Consider the following 17,400-nt stretch of genomic DNA (forward strand, 5'->3'; position numbering starts at 1 on the left):
TAACTATAGGCGTGGACCACTTCAAAGGGGGAAGCTCAATGCGGCAACAGGCCTTTATGAAGCCCACCTCAATGTAACGCGGGAGAATAACTCCAGCTACTATCCTCTTTTCTATATGAAAGGCGCTGCATTCTGGCAGGCAGTCGATCAGGAATTACAGAAGGCAGGAACATCACTCGATGAGGTTCTGCCTCAAATAAAGTCTGCAGCATCTAATGATGCGACATTGTCGTCGGGCACAATCAATCTCCTGAAAACTACGCTTTCGGAGCAGCTCGTTTCGACGCTACAACAGCAGTACCTCCACTAAGCACATTTCAGGTCCCCATGATCACGCAGGCTTCAACTCAGTATCAACGTCTCAAGAGCATCAGGCATCGACAAGATGGAACTCCATGCGCCGTTCAGTCCGACAGCAGACTGACGGATATCGCTCTGACAAAGTGTAAGCTGGATCGTTTCCCATCAGAGTTATTGCATCATAGATCCTTGCGAAGCCTCTATCTGGGACAAAATCCAATCAGCGATTTACCGCAGAAACTTTCTGATCTGCAGGCCTTGAAGGAACTCTACATCTACGGATGCAAGCTGACACAACTGCCCGATAGCCTATGTGACATGCCAAATCTGGAGATCTTGGACCTCAGCCACCAGGCACTGGAACATCTTCCTGCAAAGATAGGCGCTTTGAAGAAACTGCGTGTGCTGTATGCCAGCAACACAGTCATGACGCAGCTACCGAAAAGTATCGGTGATCTTTCTGCTCTTGAATATCTCGGCTGCACCGACAACACCATCACGCATCTGCCGGAGAGCATCGGGAATTTGCAAAGTCTGAAAGAGCTGAGGCTCTACGGCAATGGCTTGTGTGCACTTCCCCTGAGTTTTTCCGATCTCTCATCCTTGCGAGAGGCCTATTTGCGCAACAACGCTCTCACAAAACTTCCTGAGGACGTAGGCAAGTTGCATCAGCTCGAAGTGTTGGACCTCCGCAACAATCAAGTCTCTCAGCTCCCAGAAGGAATTGGAGACCTTCCCAACCTTTACCAATTAGATCTAAGGGCAAATCCGTTGGAGGAGCTACCCTCCAGCATGAGCAACCTTAAGAACCTGCGCAAATTGGATCTACGCTGGACACGTCTGACCAAGGAGCCGGAGTGGTTTGAAATCTTGCGCGCACAAGGCACTCTGATTTATCTCTGACCTTTAAAGTGCCCCTAAAAAACAGTGGTAGCGACGTATGTCCTAAATATTATCATGGGGAATGCATCGCTATCTCTTACTCACCCTATCATTTTTGCTGGTTTGGGCTTGGAATGCTAACGCGCAAGAAAGCAAGTTCCGCAAACGCCCTCGTAGTCTGTTCAAGCAACCAGACTGCTATTGCACCAACCGTGGCATTCGGATCGAACTGGGTGATTTTTCCTGTCTCTATGTAGATGGCACTGCCTATCTGGCTCAATGCCAAATGGCACTCAACAATCCAATGTGGCGAAAGATCCAAAATGGTTGCCCAACAACTCAGTTGGACAACAAAAAACACGCATCCTATCCCTTGAACGAGGCCGGAGGGATGGAGTAAGTCGCTGTGGCATGGGCAATCAGATCATCGCTGCCTTGGCGAGTGATTTCACAATCCATAACGACAAGACGCTTGCCGCCCTTCAGGATGCGACACGTGGCGATCATCTCACCAGCTTCAGCTTTGCGTAGGAAGTTGATATTGATGTTAGTGGTCACAGCAAGTGCATGAAGCCCCATATTGCCCAGCAGAACCACATAGGCCGCATAGTCAACCAGAGCCATTAACGAAGGGCCAGAAACAGTACCACCAGGACGCAAATGCGCGTCCCCGGCCTTGAGCCTGACAATTGCTTTTCCCGGTAGAATTTCATCGATGAAATGTGCACGACCTAACGCGTGCATCTGCGGAAATGCCTTGTCCAGAAATTCCGTCAGCTCTGCCGGACTAAACTTAACAGCAGGCGCCGCTACCTCACTGGTCATGAAGTCCCTCCTCCTCACGCAAGCCGACATATTGAAATATGGCTCCATGATTTACCAGATGAACAAAAGTTCTAAACCGTTGCGCTAGGCTCAAGTTTTGTTCACTCTGTGATTTAACACTTAATCAAGGCCCGATAGCCTGCTAAAGGCATCTCAACGACTATTTACAGTACTATGGAGAACCACCATGTCTGACGCAGGCACCACTAAAGATCAAAGCGAAGCAGAACGCCCAATGCTTGGCAAACTGCTGCACAATGGTGTTCAGCGTATCGTCATGCAGCGCCCGGAGCGCATGAATGCTCTGTCCATGGCCATGATGAAAGAGCTCTGCACCGCGCTGGATGAAGCGGCAGCAAACCCGGAAGTGCGCGTTGTGTTGCTCGGTGCTGAAGGTAAAGTCTTTTGCGCAGGTCACGACCTGAAAGAGCTAACAGCTGCACGAGCACAAGCAGATGACGGCAAAGCCTTCTATCAGCAGACATTCGATCAATGCGCTGAGCTCATGCAGAAGATCGTGAACCTTCCAAAGCCAGTCATCGGCGTTGTAACTGGCGTTGCAACAGCAGCAGGCTGCCAGTTGGTTGCCTCCTGTGATCTGGCATTAGCACTGGATACAGCAACCTTCTGTACCCCGGGCGTTAACATCGGCCTCTTCTGCTCCACCCCAATGGTAGCTCTCACCCGCAACATTGGCCGCAAACAAGCCATGGAAATGCTATTGACCGGTGAAAGCATTGATGCCTCCACCGCGAAGGAATACGGGCTGATCAACCGGGTGGTGCAAGCCGATTATCTGGAAGTCGTGGTTCAGAAATACGCTGAAGTGATTGCGTCTAAATCAGCCCTCACAGTCAAAACCGGTAAGGAAGCATTCTACAAGCAGGCTGATATGCCATTGGCAGAAGCATATGCTTACACCTCTCAGGTCATGGCAGAGAACATGTTGGCCAATGACGCAGAAGAAGGCATCAACGCCTTCCTTCAAAAACGCACACCAGATTGGAAAGACAGCTGATCAAGATGTAGGGAGCCGCACATGACAGCCGGGCATTCAAAAAGATCACTAGCTCAAAAGCTAGGTCTGAAACCCGGCATGAGCTGCTGGTGGCACAACATGCCACAAACCGTCTCCGATGAAATTGCAGCAGGAGTTGACGATCTAGTCCTCCTGCCTACTCTGGAAAACGGCGTAAACACTGCCCATATTTTTGTAACGGGTCAAAGCGAGCTAGCAGATCTGCTGAATAAACTGCGCAGGAAACTGAATGCAGGCGGTATGATCTGGGTGTCATGGCCCAAGAAGGCATCCAAAGTCCCCTCACAGGTGACAGAAGATACGGTGAGAGAAGTTTGCTTGCCTATGGGGCTGGTCGATATCAAGGTTTGTGCGATTGACGCAGTCTGGTCCGGCCTCAAGCTTGTTATTCGCAAGGAGCTGCGTGCAGAGCACAGACGAATGCAGTTGGCAGCCAAGGAAATTGCAGAAAGTTGATAAGAACATGAATCACGATCATTATGCAAACAGCTACATCCAAGGCATTTTGGAAGGCACCAAGACAATCGCATTGGTTGGAGCTAGCAACAAGCCAGAACGCGCCAGCTTCCGCGTTTTGAACTACCTGCTGGAAGAAGGGTATACCGTTTATCCGATCAATCCCGGTCAGGCCGGAACCGAGATCGCAGGCGCAAAAGTCTATGCTTCCCTGACTGACCTTCCAGAACCTGTCGACATGGTAGATGTCTTCCGCAATTCAGAAGCGGCTGGCGGTGTCATTGATGAGGTAATCGCTCTGCCAACCCATCCCAAAGTAATCTGGCTTCAGCTGGGTGTGAGAAACGACGACGCAGCAGCACGAGCAGAAGACAAGGGAATCAAAGTGGTAATGGATCGCTGCCCTAAGATCGAAATTCCACGTCTGGCATCAGTTGCAGCCAGCTAAACACTCCTATAAGGCGCTCTCGATGCCGCGAAAATTGAGAGCGCATCCGATAAGTTAGAACGATTTTCCAATCTCACCAAGTAGAAGCGAACAGAATTTCAAGCATCAAATAGTCGTCAAGTTGCTTGAGCTTTCTGCAAGAGTGAAGCACGCTCATCTTTTCATCTGCGCTTGCCAACCTCCGGTTGCCCCCTCATAGTTCCTAGCGGGAAATTATATAAATTTCAGCAGAGAATGACGCGCCTGTTCCAAGGAATTGCAAAGCATGCACCTTGCGCAGCACCGCTCCATCCTGCAAGCGCATTGAAAGGACTGCCTCATGAGCGATCACACCCCAGGCTTTGATACCCTTGCAATTCACGCAGGCGCGAAACCAGACCCAACCACAGGCGCGCGCGCAACACCAATCTACCAGACCACATCTTTCGTGTTTGAGGATGTAGACCACGCAGCGTCCCTGTTCGGCCTGCAAGCATTTGGCAACATCTATACCCGCATCACAAACCCAACCACCGCTGTTCTTGAAGAGCGCGTGGCAACATTGGAAGGCGGCACTGCAGCTCTGGCCGTGGCATCCGGCCACGCCGCACAGCTTCTGGCCTTCCACGCCCTCATGACACCCGGCTGCAACATCGTCGCCTCCAAGCGCATGTATGGCGGCACCATCAACCAGCTCAACCATTCTTTCAAAAGCTTCGGCTGGGATGTGAAATGGGCAGAAGGTCTGGACGCACAAAGCTTCACAGACCAGATCGACGAAAACACTCGTGCTGTCTTTATCGAAAGTGTCGCCAATCCAGGTGGCGTTATCATGGATATCGAGGGCATCTCAGCAGTGGCCAAAGATGCTGGCGTGCCTCTTATCGTCGACAACACGATGGCAACCCCATACCTCTGCCAGCCAATCAAACACGGCGCAGACATCGTGCTGCATTCCCTGACCAAGTTCATGGGCGGGCATGGCAACTCCATGGGCGGCGCAATTGTTGACGCTGGCACATTCGATTGGGCAGCATCCGGCAAATATCCAATGCTGACCGAACCTCGTCCAGAATACAACGACATGCGCTTGTTTGAGACCTTCGGCAACATCGCCTTTGCGATCTGCTGTCGTGTCCTCGGCCTGCGTGATCTCGGTCCAGCTATCTCACCGCAAAATGCCTTCATGCTCATCACAGGCATCGAGACACTTGCGTTGCGCATGCAGAAGCACTCTGACAATGCCCTAAAGGTCGCTGAGTTCCTCCAAAGCCATTCAGCTGTCAGCTGGGTCTCTTATGCAGGCCTCGCCAATGACCCATTCCATCAGGCGCATCAGAAGTACTGCCCGAAAGGCGCAGGCGCAGTCTTTACCTTCGGCCTGAAAGGTGGCTATGAGTCAGGTGTTGAACTGGTAAAAGGTCTGGAGCTATTCTCTCACCTTGCTAACATTGGTGACACCCGCTCGCTCGTCATCCATCCAGCGTCTACCACACACCGCCAGCTGTCTGACGCTCAAAAAACTGCTGCTGGAGCAGGCCCGGATGTTGTTCGTGTTTCCATTGGCATTGAAGATGTTGCTGATATCATCGCAGATCTGAAGCAAGCGCTCGAAAAGGCATAATACGTTTACATTTCAATGCGGTATGATTGGAAAACAAGAAAAGGCGCCCACAAGGCGCCTTTTTCGATTCCACATCAACCACTTAGTCAGACAAACTGAATCATCATCTCAACGCAGCTTCTTTTTCGCGGCGAAGCAGACAAACCTGCTCGACAGCGAGCGCCAGAACAATAAGGGCCATCGCCTGATGCGCCAATGCGCGATCCATCGGCACCATGCCAAGCAGCGTCACAACACCAAGGAACACCTGAACAACAATCGCCACCATCAACCAGCTGGCATTGCTTTTCAGCACGCCCTCTCTGTTGCCGCGCATCAGATAAAAACCCTGCACAAACACAGCAATCACCAGCGCATAAGCGATCATGCGGTGCTGGAACTGCACCATCATCACATTCTCAAAAAAGTTGATCCACCAAGGAGACATGACAAACAAACCTGATGGAATAATCTGCCCATCCATCAGCGGCCAGGTGTTAAAGGTCAGCCCTGCATTGAGGCCTGCAACCAATGCCCCTAGGAACAGCTGAAAGAGCACCAAGCCAACAATGGCATATGCACCAAACAAACCATCACCAAACACATTCCAGCCTTCACGCTCAAGCTCTGGGCGGCGCTTTAACACAGCTGCTAAATAATACAGGTAAGCAAACAGAATACAGGCCACACTCAAGTGCACAGCAAGACGGTACTGGCTCACATCCACGCGGTTCACAAGGCCAGACGCAACCATCCACCAGCCAATGCCCCCTTGCAATCCACCTAGCAAGAACGCAACTACAAGCCGCGGCTTAAGCCATGAACTCACCTGTCCACGAGCCCAAAACCACACAAGCGGGATGAAAAAGAAGAGCCCAATCACCCGGCCCAGCAAGCGGTGTCCCCACTCCCACCAGAAGATGGACTTAAACTCGCCAAGCGTCATACCCTCATTGAGCAGCTTGTACTGCGGGATCTGTTTGTATTTCTCAAACTCCTCCGCCCATTCAGCTGCATTCAGCGGCGGAATGGCGCCATGAATTGGCTTCCATTCAGTAATGGAAAGGCCGGATTCGGTCAGGCGTGTCGCCCCGCCAACAACAACCATTGCTAAAATCAGGAAGCAGATAAACAGCAACCACGCGCGAATTTGCCTGCGGTTGGAAAGGTCTTGAGCAGAAAGATCTGAACTGTAGAACGGAGTAGACATGACACCTATTCGAAGAACTTGTTTGCCCCTATATATGTCAGATCAGCAGCCAAATCAGGAAAAATACGCAGATCCTCACAGCAGTCTAGACAAATTACCTAGATTTTTCAGGTGAAAGTCAGTCATGCAATAGCACTGCTGTGTCATAGACTTAGAGAACACGAAAGCGGGTCTGCACAATCTAAATTGCAAATTATCAGCAAGATCCTCTTGAAAAATATATGCATTTTGAACTATGGCTTGCGCGGAAAAGAAAGGCCCTACGCAAAGAGGCTTTCAAGGAGAACTCTATGGTTTCGCCATTTCGCCGTTTCATCGGCATGGTATTTTTAGTGACTTTTGTTCTTGTCTATATCTTCCTGGCAATGGTCATTGGCGATATAACAATGGCGGGCAAGCATTGGTCTGTTAAGCTTATCTTTTTTGCAATTGCTGGTTTGATCTGGGTGGTTCCGGCGGGATTGATTATCAGCTGGACCTATAAAAAGCGCTAGGACCTAAAGGTTCAAGTCCTGATCAGAGCTCACGCTCTTCTCAAAAAAGACCGGATGCGCTTCACCGTGTAATAAGCCGCAAACGCGGCTCCGGTCAAATACACATCAACCATTCTTTGGTGTTGATGTAATCCATTCAATGAGACACGTGGTAAATGATAGCGTCGCTTGAGATTTTCCGTAGTCAAGGTTCCCGGTTGCGTCGTCACAGCCGCCGCAAAACCCAGTTCCTCAGCAACACTTTCACAGCGTTTATCAACCGCTTCTGCAAAACCATAAGGATACGCCAAAACCGTCGGCGTCTTGCCTAACTGCGCAGTCATCTCCTCCAGCCCTGCCTGAATATGCTGCCGGATGTCCTCTCGGGTAGAAAGCCGTGCCAACATCGGATGAGTGTCCGTATGCGCGCCCAGGCTGACCAGTGGATCCTGAGAGAATGCTCGCAACTCTTCAAAAGACAGAATCAGCTCGCGGCAAAGCGCTCGCCAATCCAATCCATAGCGCTCTGCAGCCTCACGGATGACTGCCCGCTGCTCAGCTTCTGGTACTTCGCTGATCAACATGCAGCGCGCTGATATAAACGCGTCCTCTTTCTGCTTCAAAGAGGTGCAGTCATAATCGAACTGCTTATCTCCATATCGGAAGAAAACATGGTCATTTTCCGCAATAAGCTGCTCGATTATTATCCACCACAACTCGGAGTTATGCTTACTGTATTCGCTGCTGATAAAAACGGTAAAAGGAACATTGAGTTCCTTCAACACAGGAAAGGCCACATCCCGGTTATCTTTATAGCCATCATCAAAAGTCAGAACCGCAAACTTCTGAGAGCATTGCCTTTTGCGTTGAAGCCGTTCCAAAGCATCATCCAGCGAAATGAACTCGTATCCCGCCTTTCGAACCTGAAGAACGGTTTTACGTAGAAATTCAGGTGTAACTTCAAGCAATTTATTCGGCTGAAAGGCACGCTCTGTTTCAGGCAAAACACGGTGAAGCGTGAAAAAAAGGCCATCACCAGCGGTCATGTTCTGAAAGAACCTTGCAGGCCCACGGCTACTTAAAAAGTAGCTGGCGTAATCAATAAATAAATGCTTGAAGGACTTCCGCACGGAGACCCCCTAGTTCCAAACCGAAATATGTATCAAATTGTAACTGGGAATTATTTACGATTAATTTCAATTTGGGTTGCTCTACCTAGTTAGGTTTGAGATTCATTAAGAGCTTGGAACTAATAATTCCTTGTATTTTATTTAGGGCATTTTTCAATGGCACTTCCACAATCCACGTCAAACAGCGAGCGCTCTAACCGGGCTGATTGTAATAACACGCTGGATTTGAATAAGCTTTCTTTTCAGATCATCTCAGATACAGATTTGCCAAAACTACGGAATGATTGGCTCATTCTGGAAGCATCAGGCGATGGAAGTGCCTATCACGCCTATGAATGGTGTAAAAGCTGGGCAAAGCATGTTGCCCACTCAGAAAGAGCCACCACACTGATTGTTGCCGGATACATCGACAAAAAACTCCACGTCCTGCTACCTCTCGCCCTCCATCAGTGCCGCCTTGCAAAAACCGCACGATGGCTCGGAGAGGAAATATTCAACCAGAACACAGGTTATTGGTCTCAAGAACTATTACAAGCTCCGCAAGCACACTTTCTCCGCCCTCGCTTGGTCGCAGCTCTCAAGACATGGGACGTTGACCTCATCCACCTTGGCAACATGGCAAGTCGTGTGGGCGCCTACGACAACCCGTTGATACGATCGGATGACACCACAAGCACGAATGCAATCTATCCGTTTGAGCTTACAAGCCCTGCGGAAGAATTTGTCAAAACAAAACGCTCAAAAAGTGCCCGCAAAAAGCATCGTAGTAAACTTAACAAACTTCAGTCTCTGGGAACGCTCAGCTTCACGGTAGAAACCACAAAAGAAAGCGCAGCAACTGCCGTTGATGCCATGATAAGGCAACGAGAGCTCCGTCAGGCTGAGACAGGCATTCCAACCGCCTTCGCACTTCCCAACTACCAGCGTTTTGTGCGTGAGGCCTTCACAAACCTTTCGCGAGATGACAGCCCGTCAAAACCGGTGATTTACAGCCTGAAGCTTGATGATGAGATCATCAGCACATGCCTCAGTCTTAAGTCCGGAAAACGTGTATATTGCTACTGCACCTCCATCATTAATGGCGAACTGATGCGGCATAGTCCCGGCGAGTTGCTCATGCAGCACGTCATTGAGGACATGTGCAATAAAGGCATGGAGATCTTTGACTTTGGATTGGGCGAAGAACATTTCAAGCTGGCATGGGCTGAACCAGAACACTTAAAGGACTGGATCGAGCCACTCACTTTCAAAGGAAAGCTCGCCGCGGCTCTCGAAAACGTCATTCTCAGCTCTAAACGCAAACTCAGAAACAACGAGAGATTTTGGCAGCTTTACAGGCGTGTTCGTGGAACTTTCGCTCGCATGCAGCACTAAGCTTACTCAGAAAATCTTAAAGTAAGCGGCAGCTCTTATGCTGCCATATCAACCTGTAGCCAAGCCGCAGCTTCATTACTAACCACTCGTTCCACCTCAACGGGTGCCTTGGTGTGCTTCTCAAGGATGGTCAAGGCTTTTTCCAGTTCGGGGCCTGCAGGTGACCCGTCAGTCGCAATAATTACGCGATCTGCTTCAGAAAGCATTTGCGCGCAAATCAAACTCGACTCAATAAGACCGAGATCAGCCACGATTACGTCATATGTCAGATCCAGGGCTTCCATGATGAGATTATAGCGCCCGCCATAAACCACTTCATCACGAATAGGCATGACACCTGATTGTATCACATGCGCACGGGAAACAGGGTCGCGATGGATCACGTTCGTAAAGGCCGCCTCGCCTTCTAACAACTCTGCAAAACCCGGCTTCAGCGGATCATCAGAACCCTCTTCAGCTTGAGGCACATCCCCAACTTCTTCAAGCGGTGTTTCTTTGAGGATGGACTGAGCCCCTTCACCGCCTTCAGACCGCACCTCGACGACCACAGGCATAATACCGCGCTCGGCAATCTTGCGCGTACAGCTTAGCGCAACGCGAGAAGACAGGCTTTCATCCTCCACGCTGAGCACAACCACACGACCAACCTTTGCAAGCTGATTGGCGTTATCAGCCTTGACTTCTTTTAGAGTAATTGACGAAACCTCAGCACTTGCTTCTTCTTCCTCAAACTCCTCGTCAAATTCTTCTTCTTCGCGGGCTTCATCCTCAGCCAGTTCAGTCATCTTTTCTTGAGGCTCTTCCACCTCTGAGGTGTCCAGCTCCTCATCAGACTTATCTTCCTCTTCAACAAAGGAAGGCTTCAGCTCAACAGGAGGAGCGGCAACAGCATGGCTGCGGGTCGTTGCATCCACCACGCTTTCAAGCGCATTAGAGGTTGCCGTACCCGTCGCCTCTTTCGGATTGGCGGCAGGCGCTGTTGGCGTAGAAAATGTTTCGCGGCGCAAAACTTCACCAGCAATCAAAGCACGTGCAATCACCCAGAGGCAGCCGAGGAAGAGCGCGGCAAAACCTGCAATCGCAGCAAGCGCAGAAGGCTTCCGGCCAGATGCCTCACTTGGCACAGACGCACGTGAAATCACACGAGAGTCAGCATTCAGCACACCAACGCCCTGTAGCACTTCTGCTTCGCGCAGGCTCACAAGCAACTGGTTCAACTGCTCTTCTTTGGAGCGTGCTTCGCGCTGCAACTCCTGCAAACGAACCTGATCAGCGCCAGAACGGGCAGCTTCTACCTTCAGTGCATTCACCTGCTCATTGAGAGCGACATAACGGTCCTGAGCAATCTTGGCATCATTCTCAAGGCCAATAACAATTTTCTCCGCCTCAGCGCGGATCTGACGATCGTACCCACGCAGCTGGGAGCGCAGTGCTTTGATCTGCGGGTGATTTGGCAGGAGCGTAGTTGAAAGCTCCGCAATGCGATTTTCCAGCGCCAACTGACGCTCACGCAAGCGTTGGATTAGAGACGAAGCCAGAACCTGCGTCGCAGTTTCCAAAGACCCACCATCTTCCAGCAAGGATCGGATCTGTCGCGCCTGAGCTTCAGCCTGCGACTTAGCCACTATGGCGGAAGAAACCTGAGAGTTGAGTTCAGCCAGCTGCTGTTGGTTCAGCGTCCTGTTTTCGGACCCAAGCAACAGGTCAGCACCCGCACGAAATTCAGCAACGGTCTTTTTCGCAGCCTCAACTTCATTTTCAAGGCGTGCAACCTGAGGCGCAAGTGCATCAGCCGTGTTATTGGTCACCGCGCGCTTCGCATTGTCCTGCAGCATGCGATACTCGTTGACCACCGTGTTAGCAACACGCGCTGCAAGCTCAGGATCTTTGCTTGTAAAACGCACTGCGATAACGCGGGATCCGTCGACCTGATACACATCCAGATTGCTCGTGAATTTGTTCAGCAGCCGCTCTGCTTCACTCATCTGACCAGATGTCGGCTCAAGCCCAACACGGGTCATCAATTGATCGACAAGGCCCGGTTTACTTTTGGCCGCAAAAACACTGTTGTTCGCAAGATCAAGTGTTTGCACAACATGGCGCGCCAAATCGCGTGATTGTAACAACTGTACTTGGCTGGCGATGCCTTCTTTATCCAGCAGAGACCGTTCCTGCTCGCTGTTACGGATTTGGCCTGGCAGGATAATTTTGGCTGTATCAATGAGAACTTTGGATTCGCTTGTGTATTTGGCAGTTTGCTTGCTGGCCAGGTAAAAAGTGCCAAAGGCGATCAGCGCTGCAAAAGGGATCACCCAAAGGAGCCCCTTAAACACTTTTTTGAACAGCACGCCCATATCAAGAAAGACATCTTCTTGCGGCACAGCCCACTTCCCCACTCAATACAAAGCCCGAAACAATTTTCAATCACAAGAATGCATAGACAGGGTAACCAAGTTATTAAGCACCTTAATCAAATGCTGGAAAGAAATGACAAAGCGCCCAACAATTCTTGCAAAATTAACTAGAGGATAATTACAATATTTATACTCTGTTAACCTTGAGCGCCGAAATATACTCCCAATGAATTTAAAGGATTTCGTAATGCGCCCGCGCCTACTAGCAGTTATTGCTGGCTTAACTCTGTTAACGAGTTGTTCATCCTATAAAAAGCCAGAGCCTGCTTTTCATGAGGAACTGGTCCAGCCATACACTCTTGCTGCAAGTGACGAAGTTCGTATTATTGTTTTTGGACAGGCTGATCTGTCTAATACTTACAAGATTGATCAGGGAGGCAGCCTCGCCTTCCCACTGATCGGTCAGATCAACGCAACTGGCAAAACTCCAAAACAACTCGCAAGCATGATCCGCGCCCGTCTAAAAAACGGTTTCATCCGCGATCCCGACGTTTCTGTTGAAGTTGCCGTCTACAGACCAATTTTCATCATGGGTGAAGTCAGAAACGCAGGCCAGTACGCCTACCTTCCAGGCATGACCGTGCAAAACGCTGTCGCCACAGCTGGAGGCTTCACTGCAAGAGCCCGCCAACAGGATGTTGATCTAACGCGTCAGATCGGTGGCGAAATTGCCAGCGGACCGGCACCAATCACAGCGCCTGTGCGCCCTGGGGACACGCTCTATGTGCATGAAAGGCTCTTTTAAATTAAGAGCATGCACCCTACATGCCTGTGCGTTTTATTAGGCTAAAACTCACGATTAAGAGTTAATTAACCCTGTCGATTAACAGGTCAAACAGTATTTTAAGCTAGCAATAAACTCAGTTGCGCGGCGGTCTGTGCTGGGGAGCATCGGACAATGCATGCGCGGTGGGGAGTTTGCTGCGGATGTCTACGGACAAGCTGAAAATCGTTCATTGCATACGTGCGCCTTTAGGCGGTGCGTTTCGTCATCTTATGGATCTTGTCGAAGAGCAGATCGAGATGGGCCATGAGCTTGGCATTGTCTGTGCCTCCAACGCTATCCCTCTCTCATCAATAACACAACTAGAAGCCTTAAAGCCTAGTCTTTCCCTTGGCTTACTCACAGTTCCCATGGCGCGTTCGCTCGCTCCCAAAGACCTTTTCAGTTTCTACAAACTCACAAAACACCTTACCCCTTTAAAGCCGAATGTCTTGCACGGTCATGGCGCGAAAGGTGGTGTCTGGGCACGCACCATAGGGTCTACACTGAGGCTGAGCGGAATCAATACACAACGCGTTTACAGCCCTCACGGCGGCAGCTTGCACTACGATTTTTCAACCACCTCAGGCAAAATCTACATCACGCTTGAAAAGCTCTTGAGACCATTCACCGACGCACTCGTGTTTACCAGTGCGTTTGAGCAAGCAGCTTATCAACAAAAGATCGGCTTGAGCGGTAATCCTCCACACCACAAAATCATACATAACGGTTTGCAGCAAGCAGAGTTCAAACGCAGCACAACTCATGAGAACGCAGCAGACCTACTCTTCGTCGGAGAGCTTCGTCTTTTGAAAGGCGTCGACCTGCTCATCAATGCTCTGGATGACTTGCACAAAAACTCCAGTACCAAGCCAACCCTTGCAATTGTGGGAGATGGTCCAGATCGTGCTCTGTTTGAGCAAATGGTCCGAGATAAAAATCTGCAAGCCTACGTTACCTTCCATGGGTTCTTGCCACTCAGCCAAGCTCTTCCACTCGGCAAAACAGCAGTTATCCCCTCGCGAGCAGAAGCTCTGCCGTATATCGTGTTGGAACTCCTTGCTGCACAAAAACCGCTGATCACAACTCGCGTTGGCGGCATACCTGAGATTTATGCAGAGCATCACAAGACACTTGTTCAGCCCGATGATCAACAAGCGCTGACAAAAGCAGTCAGTTGGGCTCTCTCTCATTCTGATGAGCAAATCCAGCTGAGCCAGCAACTTCAGAACCATTTGAAAATGAATTTTACTCTGCCGCAAATGGCGCAGAGCATCACCCAACTTTATCACCCTGTTCAAAGTGCAAAAGATGAACTGGCAGACGCCTCACGGCAGTCTCAACAGTCCACGCTGCACTCACAAAACAAACTCACTTAGGCGCACGGCACAATGGTCAAGCATCGCTTCAATGTAATTGAGAGTGGCCCGTCACCTGATGACCAATCCGGGACGAACGGTCAGCAGAATTCTTTGACACAAAATGAAGACATCACAACAAGCAACCTCTCCAAGGATGCTCTGGAGGTGGCAGCTACACTGCGCACCAACACCATCTCTAAAACGGTTTTCGATGGTTTCATGCGTTGTTCGGATGCGGCTCTGATTGTTCTGACAGGTATTATCGCTTATCTGAGCGGAGCTTCCCTTGATATCCCGCCTCTCTGGCAAATCTTTGCACTGTTCGAAGCATCCCTGATTGGCGTCATGCTGTTTCAAATGGCTGATCTGTATCAAGCCAATGCCCTACAAAAAGTCGTGGCTCAGGCCATGCGTCTCATCACAGCATGGGCATTGGTATTCGCGGCTTTGATCACGTCACTGCTGCTTATCCTGCCATCTACGGAAATTCCGCAGGCCTTCCTGCTGAAGTGGTTTGTGAGCGGAGCTATGGTCCTCACAATCTTCCGAATGGTCATGCGTGGCTTTATCGTGCGCTGGACTCGCATGGGTCGCTTGAGCCGCAGAGCAGTCCTCGTCGGAGGTGGGCAAAGTGCTGCTGATCTCATTGCGGAACTTGAACGCCAACCAAACAATGACATTGAGATTTGCGGGATTTTTGATGACCGCTCAAATGATCGTTCCCCACCAAGCGTCGCTGGCTACCAAAAGCTTGGCAACGTTTCTGATCTGGTAGAGTTCGCCCGCATCGCACAGATCGATATGCTGCTGGTGACAATCCCGATCCGTGCCGAGAAGCGCATCATTCAGTTGCTGGAAAAGCTCTGGGTTCTCCCGGTCGATATCCGCCTCTCAGCGCATGCAGACAAACTCCGCTTCCGCCAAAGGGCCTCGTCTTTCGTGGGCGCAGTGCCGTTTGTCGATGTTCTTGAAAAACCGATCGCGGATTGGGACACAATCGCAAAGCGCGCCTTCGATATCTTCTTCGCAAGCATTTCGCTGATTGCTCTCTCTCCGGTCATGCTGGTCACAGCATTGCTGATCAAACTGGACAGCCCCGGCCCGGTCATCTTTCGACAGAAGCGCTACGGCTTTAACAACGAGTTGATTGACGTCTTCAAGTTCCGCTCCATGTACCACAACATGACGGACGCCAACGCCTCAAAACTGGTGACCAAAGGCGATCCACGCGTTACCAAAATCGGCCGCTTCATCCGCAAGACCTCCATTGACGAGTTGCCTCAGCTGATGAACGTACTGATGGGACAGCTCTCTCTCGTCGGCCCTCGCCCGCACGCTCTCTCCGCAAAAGCCGAAGATCGCCTCTACGAGAATGTGGTGGATGGCTATTTCGCACGCCACAAGGTCAAGCCAGGCGTCACTGGTTGGGCGCAGATCAAAGGTTGGCGCGGTGAAACGGATACCGAGGACAAGATCCAGAAGCGTGTCGAATGCGATATCTACTACATTGAAAACTGGTCCGTTTTCTTTGACCTCTATATCTTGATTAAAACACCGTTCTGTCTTCTGGAAACGGAAAACGCATATTGACCGACTTATCGCGCTCACACGATGCAATCAGAAATGCACGCCCCTTCTGGTACGTGCCTCTGACAATCGGCACAGAAACAATAGCCAGAGCGCTGTTGTTTCTGACCGCATCCGTGAGCGCACTCGTCATCATAGAACCAGCACCCTATGACCTGCTGATTGCCCTGCTATTGGTAGGCTGGTCCTTCTTCGGTCTGGAACTGCGCAAAGACATCCTGCCACTTCTGATCCTGCTGTGCTTTTACATTGCAGGCGGAATTCTTGCCTTACCAGCAGCCGCAGACACCAAAGAAGCCGTCACCTTCTACGCCGTAACGATCTTTCTGGCGTTTTCATCCTTCTTGTATGCAGCAACCCTGTCTGCAAAAATTGAACGGATAGACATTCTTGAGAAGGGCTATTTGCTGGCAGCTCTGTTTGCCACCCTGCTTGCCATTGCAGGTTACTTCAACGCCTTCCCCGGCGCTTATGACCAGTTCACCCTGTATGGCCGCGCAAAAGGCACCTTCAAGGATCCAAACGTCTACGGCCCATTTCTGCTCTTGCCAACGCTGCTAATAACCTACGACATTCTAACCAAACCTTTGCAAGAGAACATCTTAAAGTCAGGCGCTCTGCTCATCCTCTTGCTGGGAGCATTTCTTTCCTTCTCCCGAGCAGCATGGGGCATGACACTGGGTGGCGCACTCATGGTGTTTCTCCTCGTCTTCATCAACGAGCGGCGCTCACTCCCACGCATAAAGCTGCTCGGTATCCTTGGTCTTGCAGGTGTCGGTCTTATCATTGCGCTGTTTGCAATTCTTTCAATTGAATCGATCTCGGAGATGTTCACGCTCCGCGCCAAGCTCGTGCAGGATTATGACGGCGCACGTTTAGGCCGTTTTGGACGCTGGGGGGAAGGCTTCACACTTGTCACAGAACGCCCGTTTGGTCTTGGTGTCGGAGGCTTTAACTCCATCTTCCCAGAGGATGAGCACAACGCCTACCTAAAGGCCTTTACAACCTACGGGTGGCTTGGTGGTCTGTCTTATATAACGCTTGTTTTCTGGACATTGATCAAAGCTTTGCCGCTGGTCTTCAAGCCCCGGCCTTGGCAGAAATACATCATCTGCACTTATGTGGCATTCCTGCTACACGCTTGTGTTAGCTTCATTATCGACACAGATCATTGGCGCCATTACTTTCTGCTACTCGGCATTCTGTGGGCCATCATCGCAGCGGAATCCGGCATCTCACGCTACAGGCGTTTTCCACCAGCACAATAAGCTCAGTTTCATTTGATCCTTGATCGGACAACCTGAATTAGGTAGGAAAGTTGTGTGGTAAGCTGTTAAGGCAGCTCCACAAATAGGAATACTTGCATATGCGGCAACGCACCCAGGCGCAAGGTTCCACACGGTTCGGGTAGTAGCGCAGCCTGGTAGCGCACTTCACTGGGGGTGAAGGGGTCGTCGGTTCAAATCCGGCCTACCCGACCATTTTTTTCAATAGGTTACGATATAAAAGTAAAGTAGCGCCTTGCCTCTTTAACTGTGAATCGGCATGCAAAATTG

Annotated in this window: 15 protein-coding genes, 1 tRNA gene and 1 pseudogene; 13 read left to right on the top strand and 4 right to left on the bottom strand. The window is 50.5% G+C overall.

Features of this window, described 5'->3' with window-relative positions; all coding sequences use genetic code 11:
• Positions 1–310 (top strand): annotated as a pseudogene (locus tag PsWM33_RS27730) (hypothetical protein); the annotation flags it as partial.
• A 17-nt stretch (positions 311–327) separates the two neighbouring features.
• The gene (locus tag PsWM33_RS18555) at positions 328–1,203 is read left to right on the top strand and encodes a leucine-rich repeat domain-containing protein (RefSeq protein ID WP_063301206.1); all 876 of its coding nucleotides are present in this window, start codon (positions 328–330) and stop codon (positions 1,201–1,203) included.
• 345 nt (positions 1,204–1,548) lie between these two features.
• On the opposite strand, the gene PsWM33_RS18565 is transcribed toward PsWM33_RS18555, so the two are convergent.
• Entirely contained in the window at positions 1,549–2,007 is a 459-nt protein-coding gene (locus PsWM33_RS18565) for a PaaI family thioesterase (protein ID WP_063301208.1), read from the bottom strand.
• Positions 2,008–2,194: 187 nt separating this feature from the next.
• Between PsWM33_RS18565 and PsWM33_RS18570 the strand changes: the two genes are divergently transcribed.
• The 4 genes from PsWM33_RS18570 (at position 2,195) to PsWM33_RS18585 (ending at position 5,553) form a co-directional block, all read left to right on the top strand.
• Entirely contained in the window at positions 2,195–3,025 is an 831-nt protein-coding gene (locus PsWM33_RS18570) for an enoyl-CoA hydratase (protein WP_063301209.1), read from the top strand.
• A gap of 21 nt (positions 3,026–3,046) precedes the next feature.
• Entirely contained in the window at positions 3,047–3,502 is a 456-nt protein-coding gene (locus tag PsWM33_RS18575; RefSeq protein ID WP_063301210.1) for a DUF3052 family protein, read from the top strand.
• Between the two features lie 7 nt (positions 3,503–3,509).
• Positions 3,510–3,950, top strand: coding sequence for a CoA-binding protein (locus tag PsWM33_RS18580; protein WP_063301219.1), 441 nt, complete (start codon positions 3,510–3,512; stop codon positions 3,948–3,950).
• 319 nt (positions 3,951–4,269) lie between these two features.
• Positions 4,270–5,553, top strand: coding sequence for an O-acetylhomoserine aminocarboxypropyltransferase (locus PsWM33_RS18585; protein WP_063301211.1), 1,284 nt, complete (start codon positions 4,270–4,272; stop codon positions 5,551–5,553).
• Positions 5,554–5,656: 103 nt separating this feature from the next.
• Here PsWM33_RS18585 and PsWM33_RS18590 read toward each other — a convergent pair whose 3' ends face one another.
• Positions 5,657–6,742, bottom strand: coding sequence for a COX15/CtaA family protein (locus tag PsWM33_RS18590; RefSeq protein WP_063301212.1), 1,086 nt, complete (start codon positions 6,740–6,742; stop codon positions 5,657–5,659).
• Between the two features lie 290 nt (positions 6,743–7,032).
• On the opposite strand from PsWM33_RS18590, the gene PsWM33_RS18595 reads away from it, so the two are divergent.
• Positions 7,033–7,236, top strand: coding sequence for a DUF2842 domain-containing protein (locus tag PsWM33_RS18595; protein WP_063301220.1), 204 nt, complete (start codon positions 7,033–7,035; stop codon positions 7,234–7,236).
• Positions 7,237–7,265: 29 nt separating this feature from the next.
• Here PsWM33_RS18595 and PsWM33_RS18600 read toward each other — a convergent pair whose 3' ends face one another.
• Entirely contained in the window at positions 7,266–8,345 is a 1,080-nt protein-coding gene (locus PsWM33_RS18600; RefSeq protein ID WP_208994636.1) for a polysaccharide deacetylase family protein, read from the bottom strand.
• Positions 8,346–8,501: 156 nt separating this feature from the next.
• On the opposite strand from PsWM33_RS18600, the gene PsWM33_RS18605 reads away from it, so the two are divergent.
• A complete protein-coding gene (locus PsWM33_RS18605) occupies positions 8,502–9,719 on the top strand; it encodes a GNAT family N-acetyltransferase (protein ID WP_063301214.1) in 1,218 nt (405 codons plus the stop codon).
• Positions 9,720–9,754: 35 nt separating this feature from the next.
• Here PsWM33_RS18605 and PsWM33_RS18610 read toward each other — a convergent pair whose 3' ends face one another.
• Positions 9,755–12,100 (bottom strand): GumC family protein, encoded by a 2,346-nt coding sequence (locus PsWM33_RS18610; protein ID WP_063301215.1) that lies wholly within the window; start codon positions 12,098–12,100, stop codon positions 9,755–9,757.
• Between the two features lie 220 nt (positions 12,101–12,320).
• Here PsWM33_RS18610 and PsWM33_RS18615 point away from each other — a divergent pair, with 220 nt between their 5' ends.
• From PsWM33_RS18615 to PsWM33_RS18635, 5 genes are all read left to right on the top strand, one after another.
• On the top strand, positions 12,321–12,878 hold the full coding sequence (locus PsWM33_RS18615) for a polysaccharide biosynthesis/export family protein (RefSeq protein ID WP_063301216.1): 558 nt from the start codon (positions 12,321–12,323) through the stop codon (positions 12,876–12,878).
• 182 nt (positions 12,879–13,060) lie between these two features.
• Positions 13,061–14,275, top strand: a complete 1,215-nt coding sequence (locus tag PsWM33_RS18620) for a glycosyltransferase family 4 protein (protein ID WP_063301217.1) — start codon at positions 13,061–13,063, stop codon at positions 14,273–14,275.
• Between the two features lie 12 nt (positions 14,276–14,287).
• Positions 14,288–15,847 (top strand): undecaprenyl-phosphate glucose phosphotransferase, encoded by a 1,560-nt coding sequence (locus PsWM33_RS18625; protein ID WP_063301218.1) that lies wholly within the window; start codon positions 14,288–14,290, stop codon positions 15,845–15,847.
• Positions 15,844–17,112 (top strand): O-antigen ligase family protein, encoded by a 1,269-nt coding sequence (locus PsWM33_RS18630; protein ID WP_208986796.1) that lies wholly within the window; start codon positions 15,844–15,846, stop codon positions 17,110–17,112. The genes PsWM33_RS18625 and PsWM33_RS18630 overlap by 4 nt, the downstream gene beginning before the upstream one ends.
• Before the next feature lie 136 nt (positions 17,113–17,248).
• A tRNA-Pro gene (locus PsWM33_RS18635) sits at positions 17,249–17,325 on the top strand.
• The last annotated feature ends 75 nt before the right edge of the window (positions 17,326–17,400 follow it).

Source organism: Pseudovibrio sp. WM33 (assembly GCF_001623165.1).
GTDB lineage: Bacteria > Pseudomonadota > Alphaproteobacteria > Rhizobiales > Stappiaceae > Pseudovibrio.

Bases quoted from the DNA above. Each gene is read 5' to 3' on its own strand.
- PsWM33_RS18555 (WP_063301206.1), top strand. From the start codon at position 328: ATGATCACGCAGGCTTCAACTCAGTATCAACGTCTCAAGAGCATCAGG.
- PsWM33_RS18565 (WP_063301208.1), bottom strand. From the start codon at position 2,007: ATGACCAGTGAGGTAGCGGCGCCTGCTGTTAAGTTTAGTCCGGCAGAG.
- PsWM33_RS18570 (WP_063301209.1), top strand. From the start codon at position 2,195: ATGTCTGACGCAGGCACCACTAAAGATCAAAGCGAAGCAGAACGCCCA.
- PsWM33_RS18575 (WP_063301210.1), top strand. From the start codon at position 3,047: ATGACAGCCGGGCATTCAAAAAGATCACTAGCTCAAAAGCTAGGTCTG.
- PsWM33_RS18580 (WP_063301219.1), top strand. From the start codon at position 3,510: ATGAATCACGATCATTATGCAAACAGCTACATCCAAGGCATTTTGGAA.
- PsWM33_RS18585 (WP_063301211.1), top strand. From the start codon at position 4,270: ATGAGCGATCACACCCCAGGCTTTGATACCCTTGCAATTCACGCAGGC.
- PsWM33_RS18590 (WP_063301212.1), bottom strand. From the start codon at position 6,742: ATGTCTACTCCGTTCTACAGTTCAGATCTTTCTGCTCAAGACCTTTCC.
- PsWM33_RS18595 (WP_063301220.1), top strand. From the start codon at position 7,033: ATGGTTTCGCCATTTCGCCGTTTCATCGGCATGGTATTTTTAGTGACT.
- PsWM33_RS18605 (WP_063301214.1), top strand. From the start codon at position 8,502: ATGGCACTTCCACAATCCACGTCAAACAGCGAGCGCTCTAACCGGGCT.
- PsWM33_RS18615 (WP_063301216.1), top strand. From the start codon at position 12,321: ATGCGCCCGCGCCTACTAGCAGTTATTGCTGGCTTAACTCTGTTAACG.
- PsWM33_RS18620 (WP_063301217.1), top strand. From the start codon at position 13,061: ATGTCTACGGACAAGCTGAAAATCGTTCATTGCATACGTGCGCCTTTA.
- PsWM33_RS18625 (WP_063301218.1), top strand. From the start codon at position 14,288: ATGGTCAAGCATCGCTTCAATGTAATTGAGAGTGGCCCGTCACCTGAT.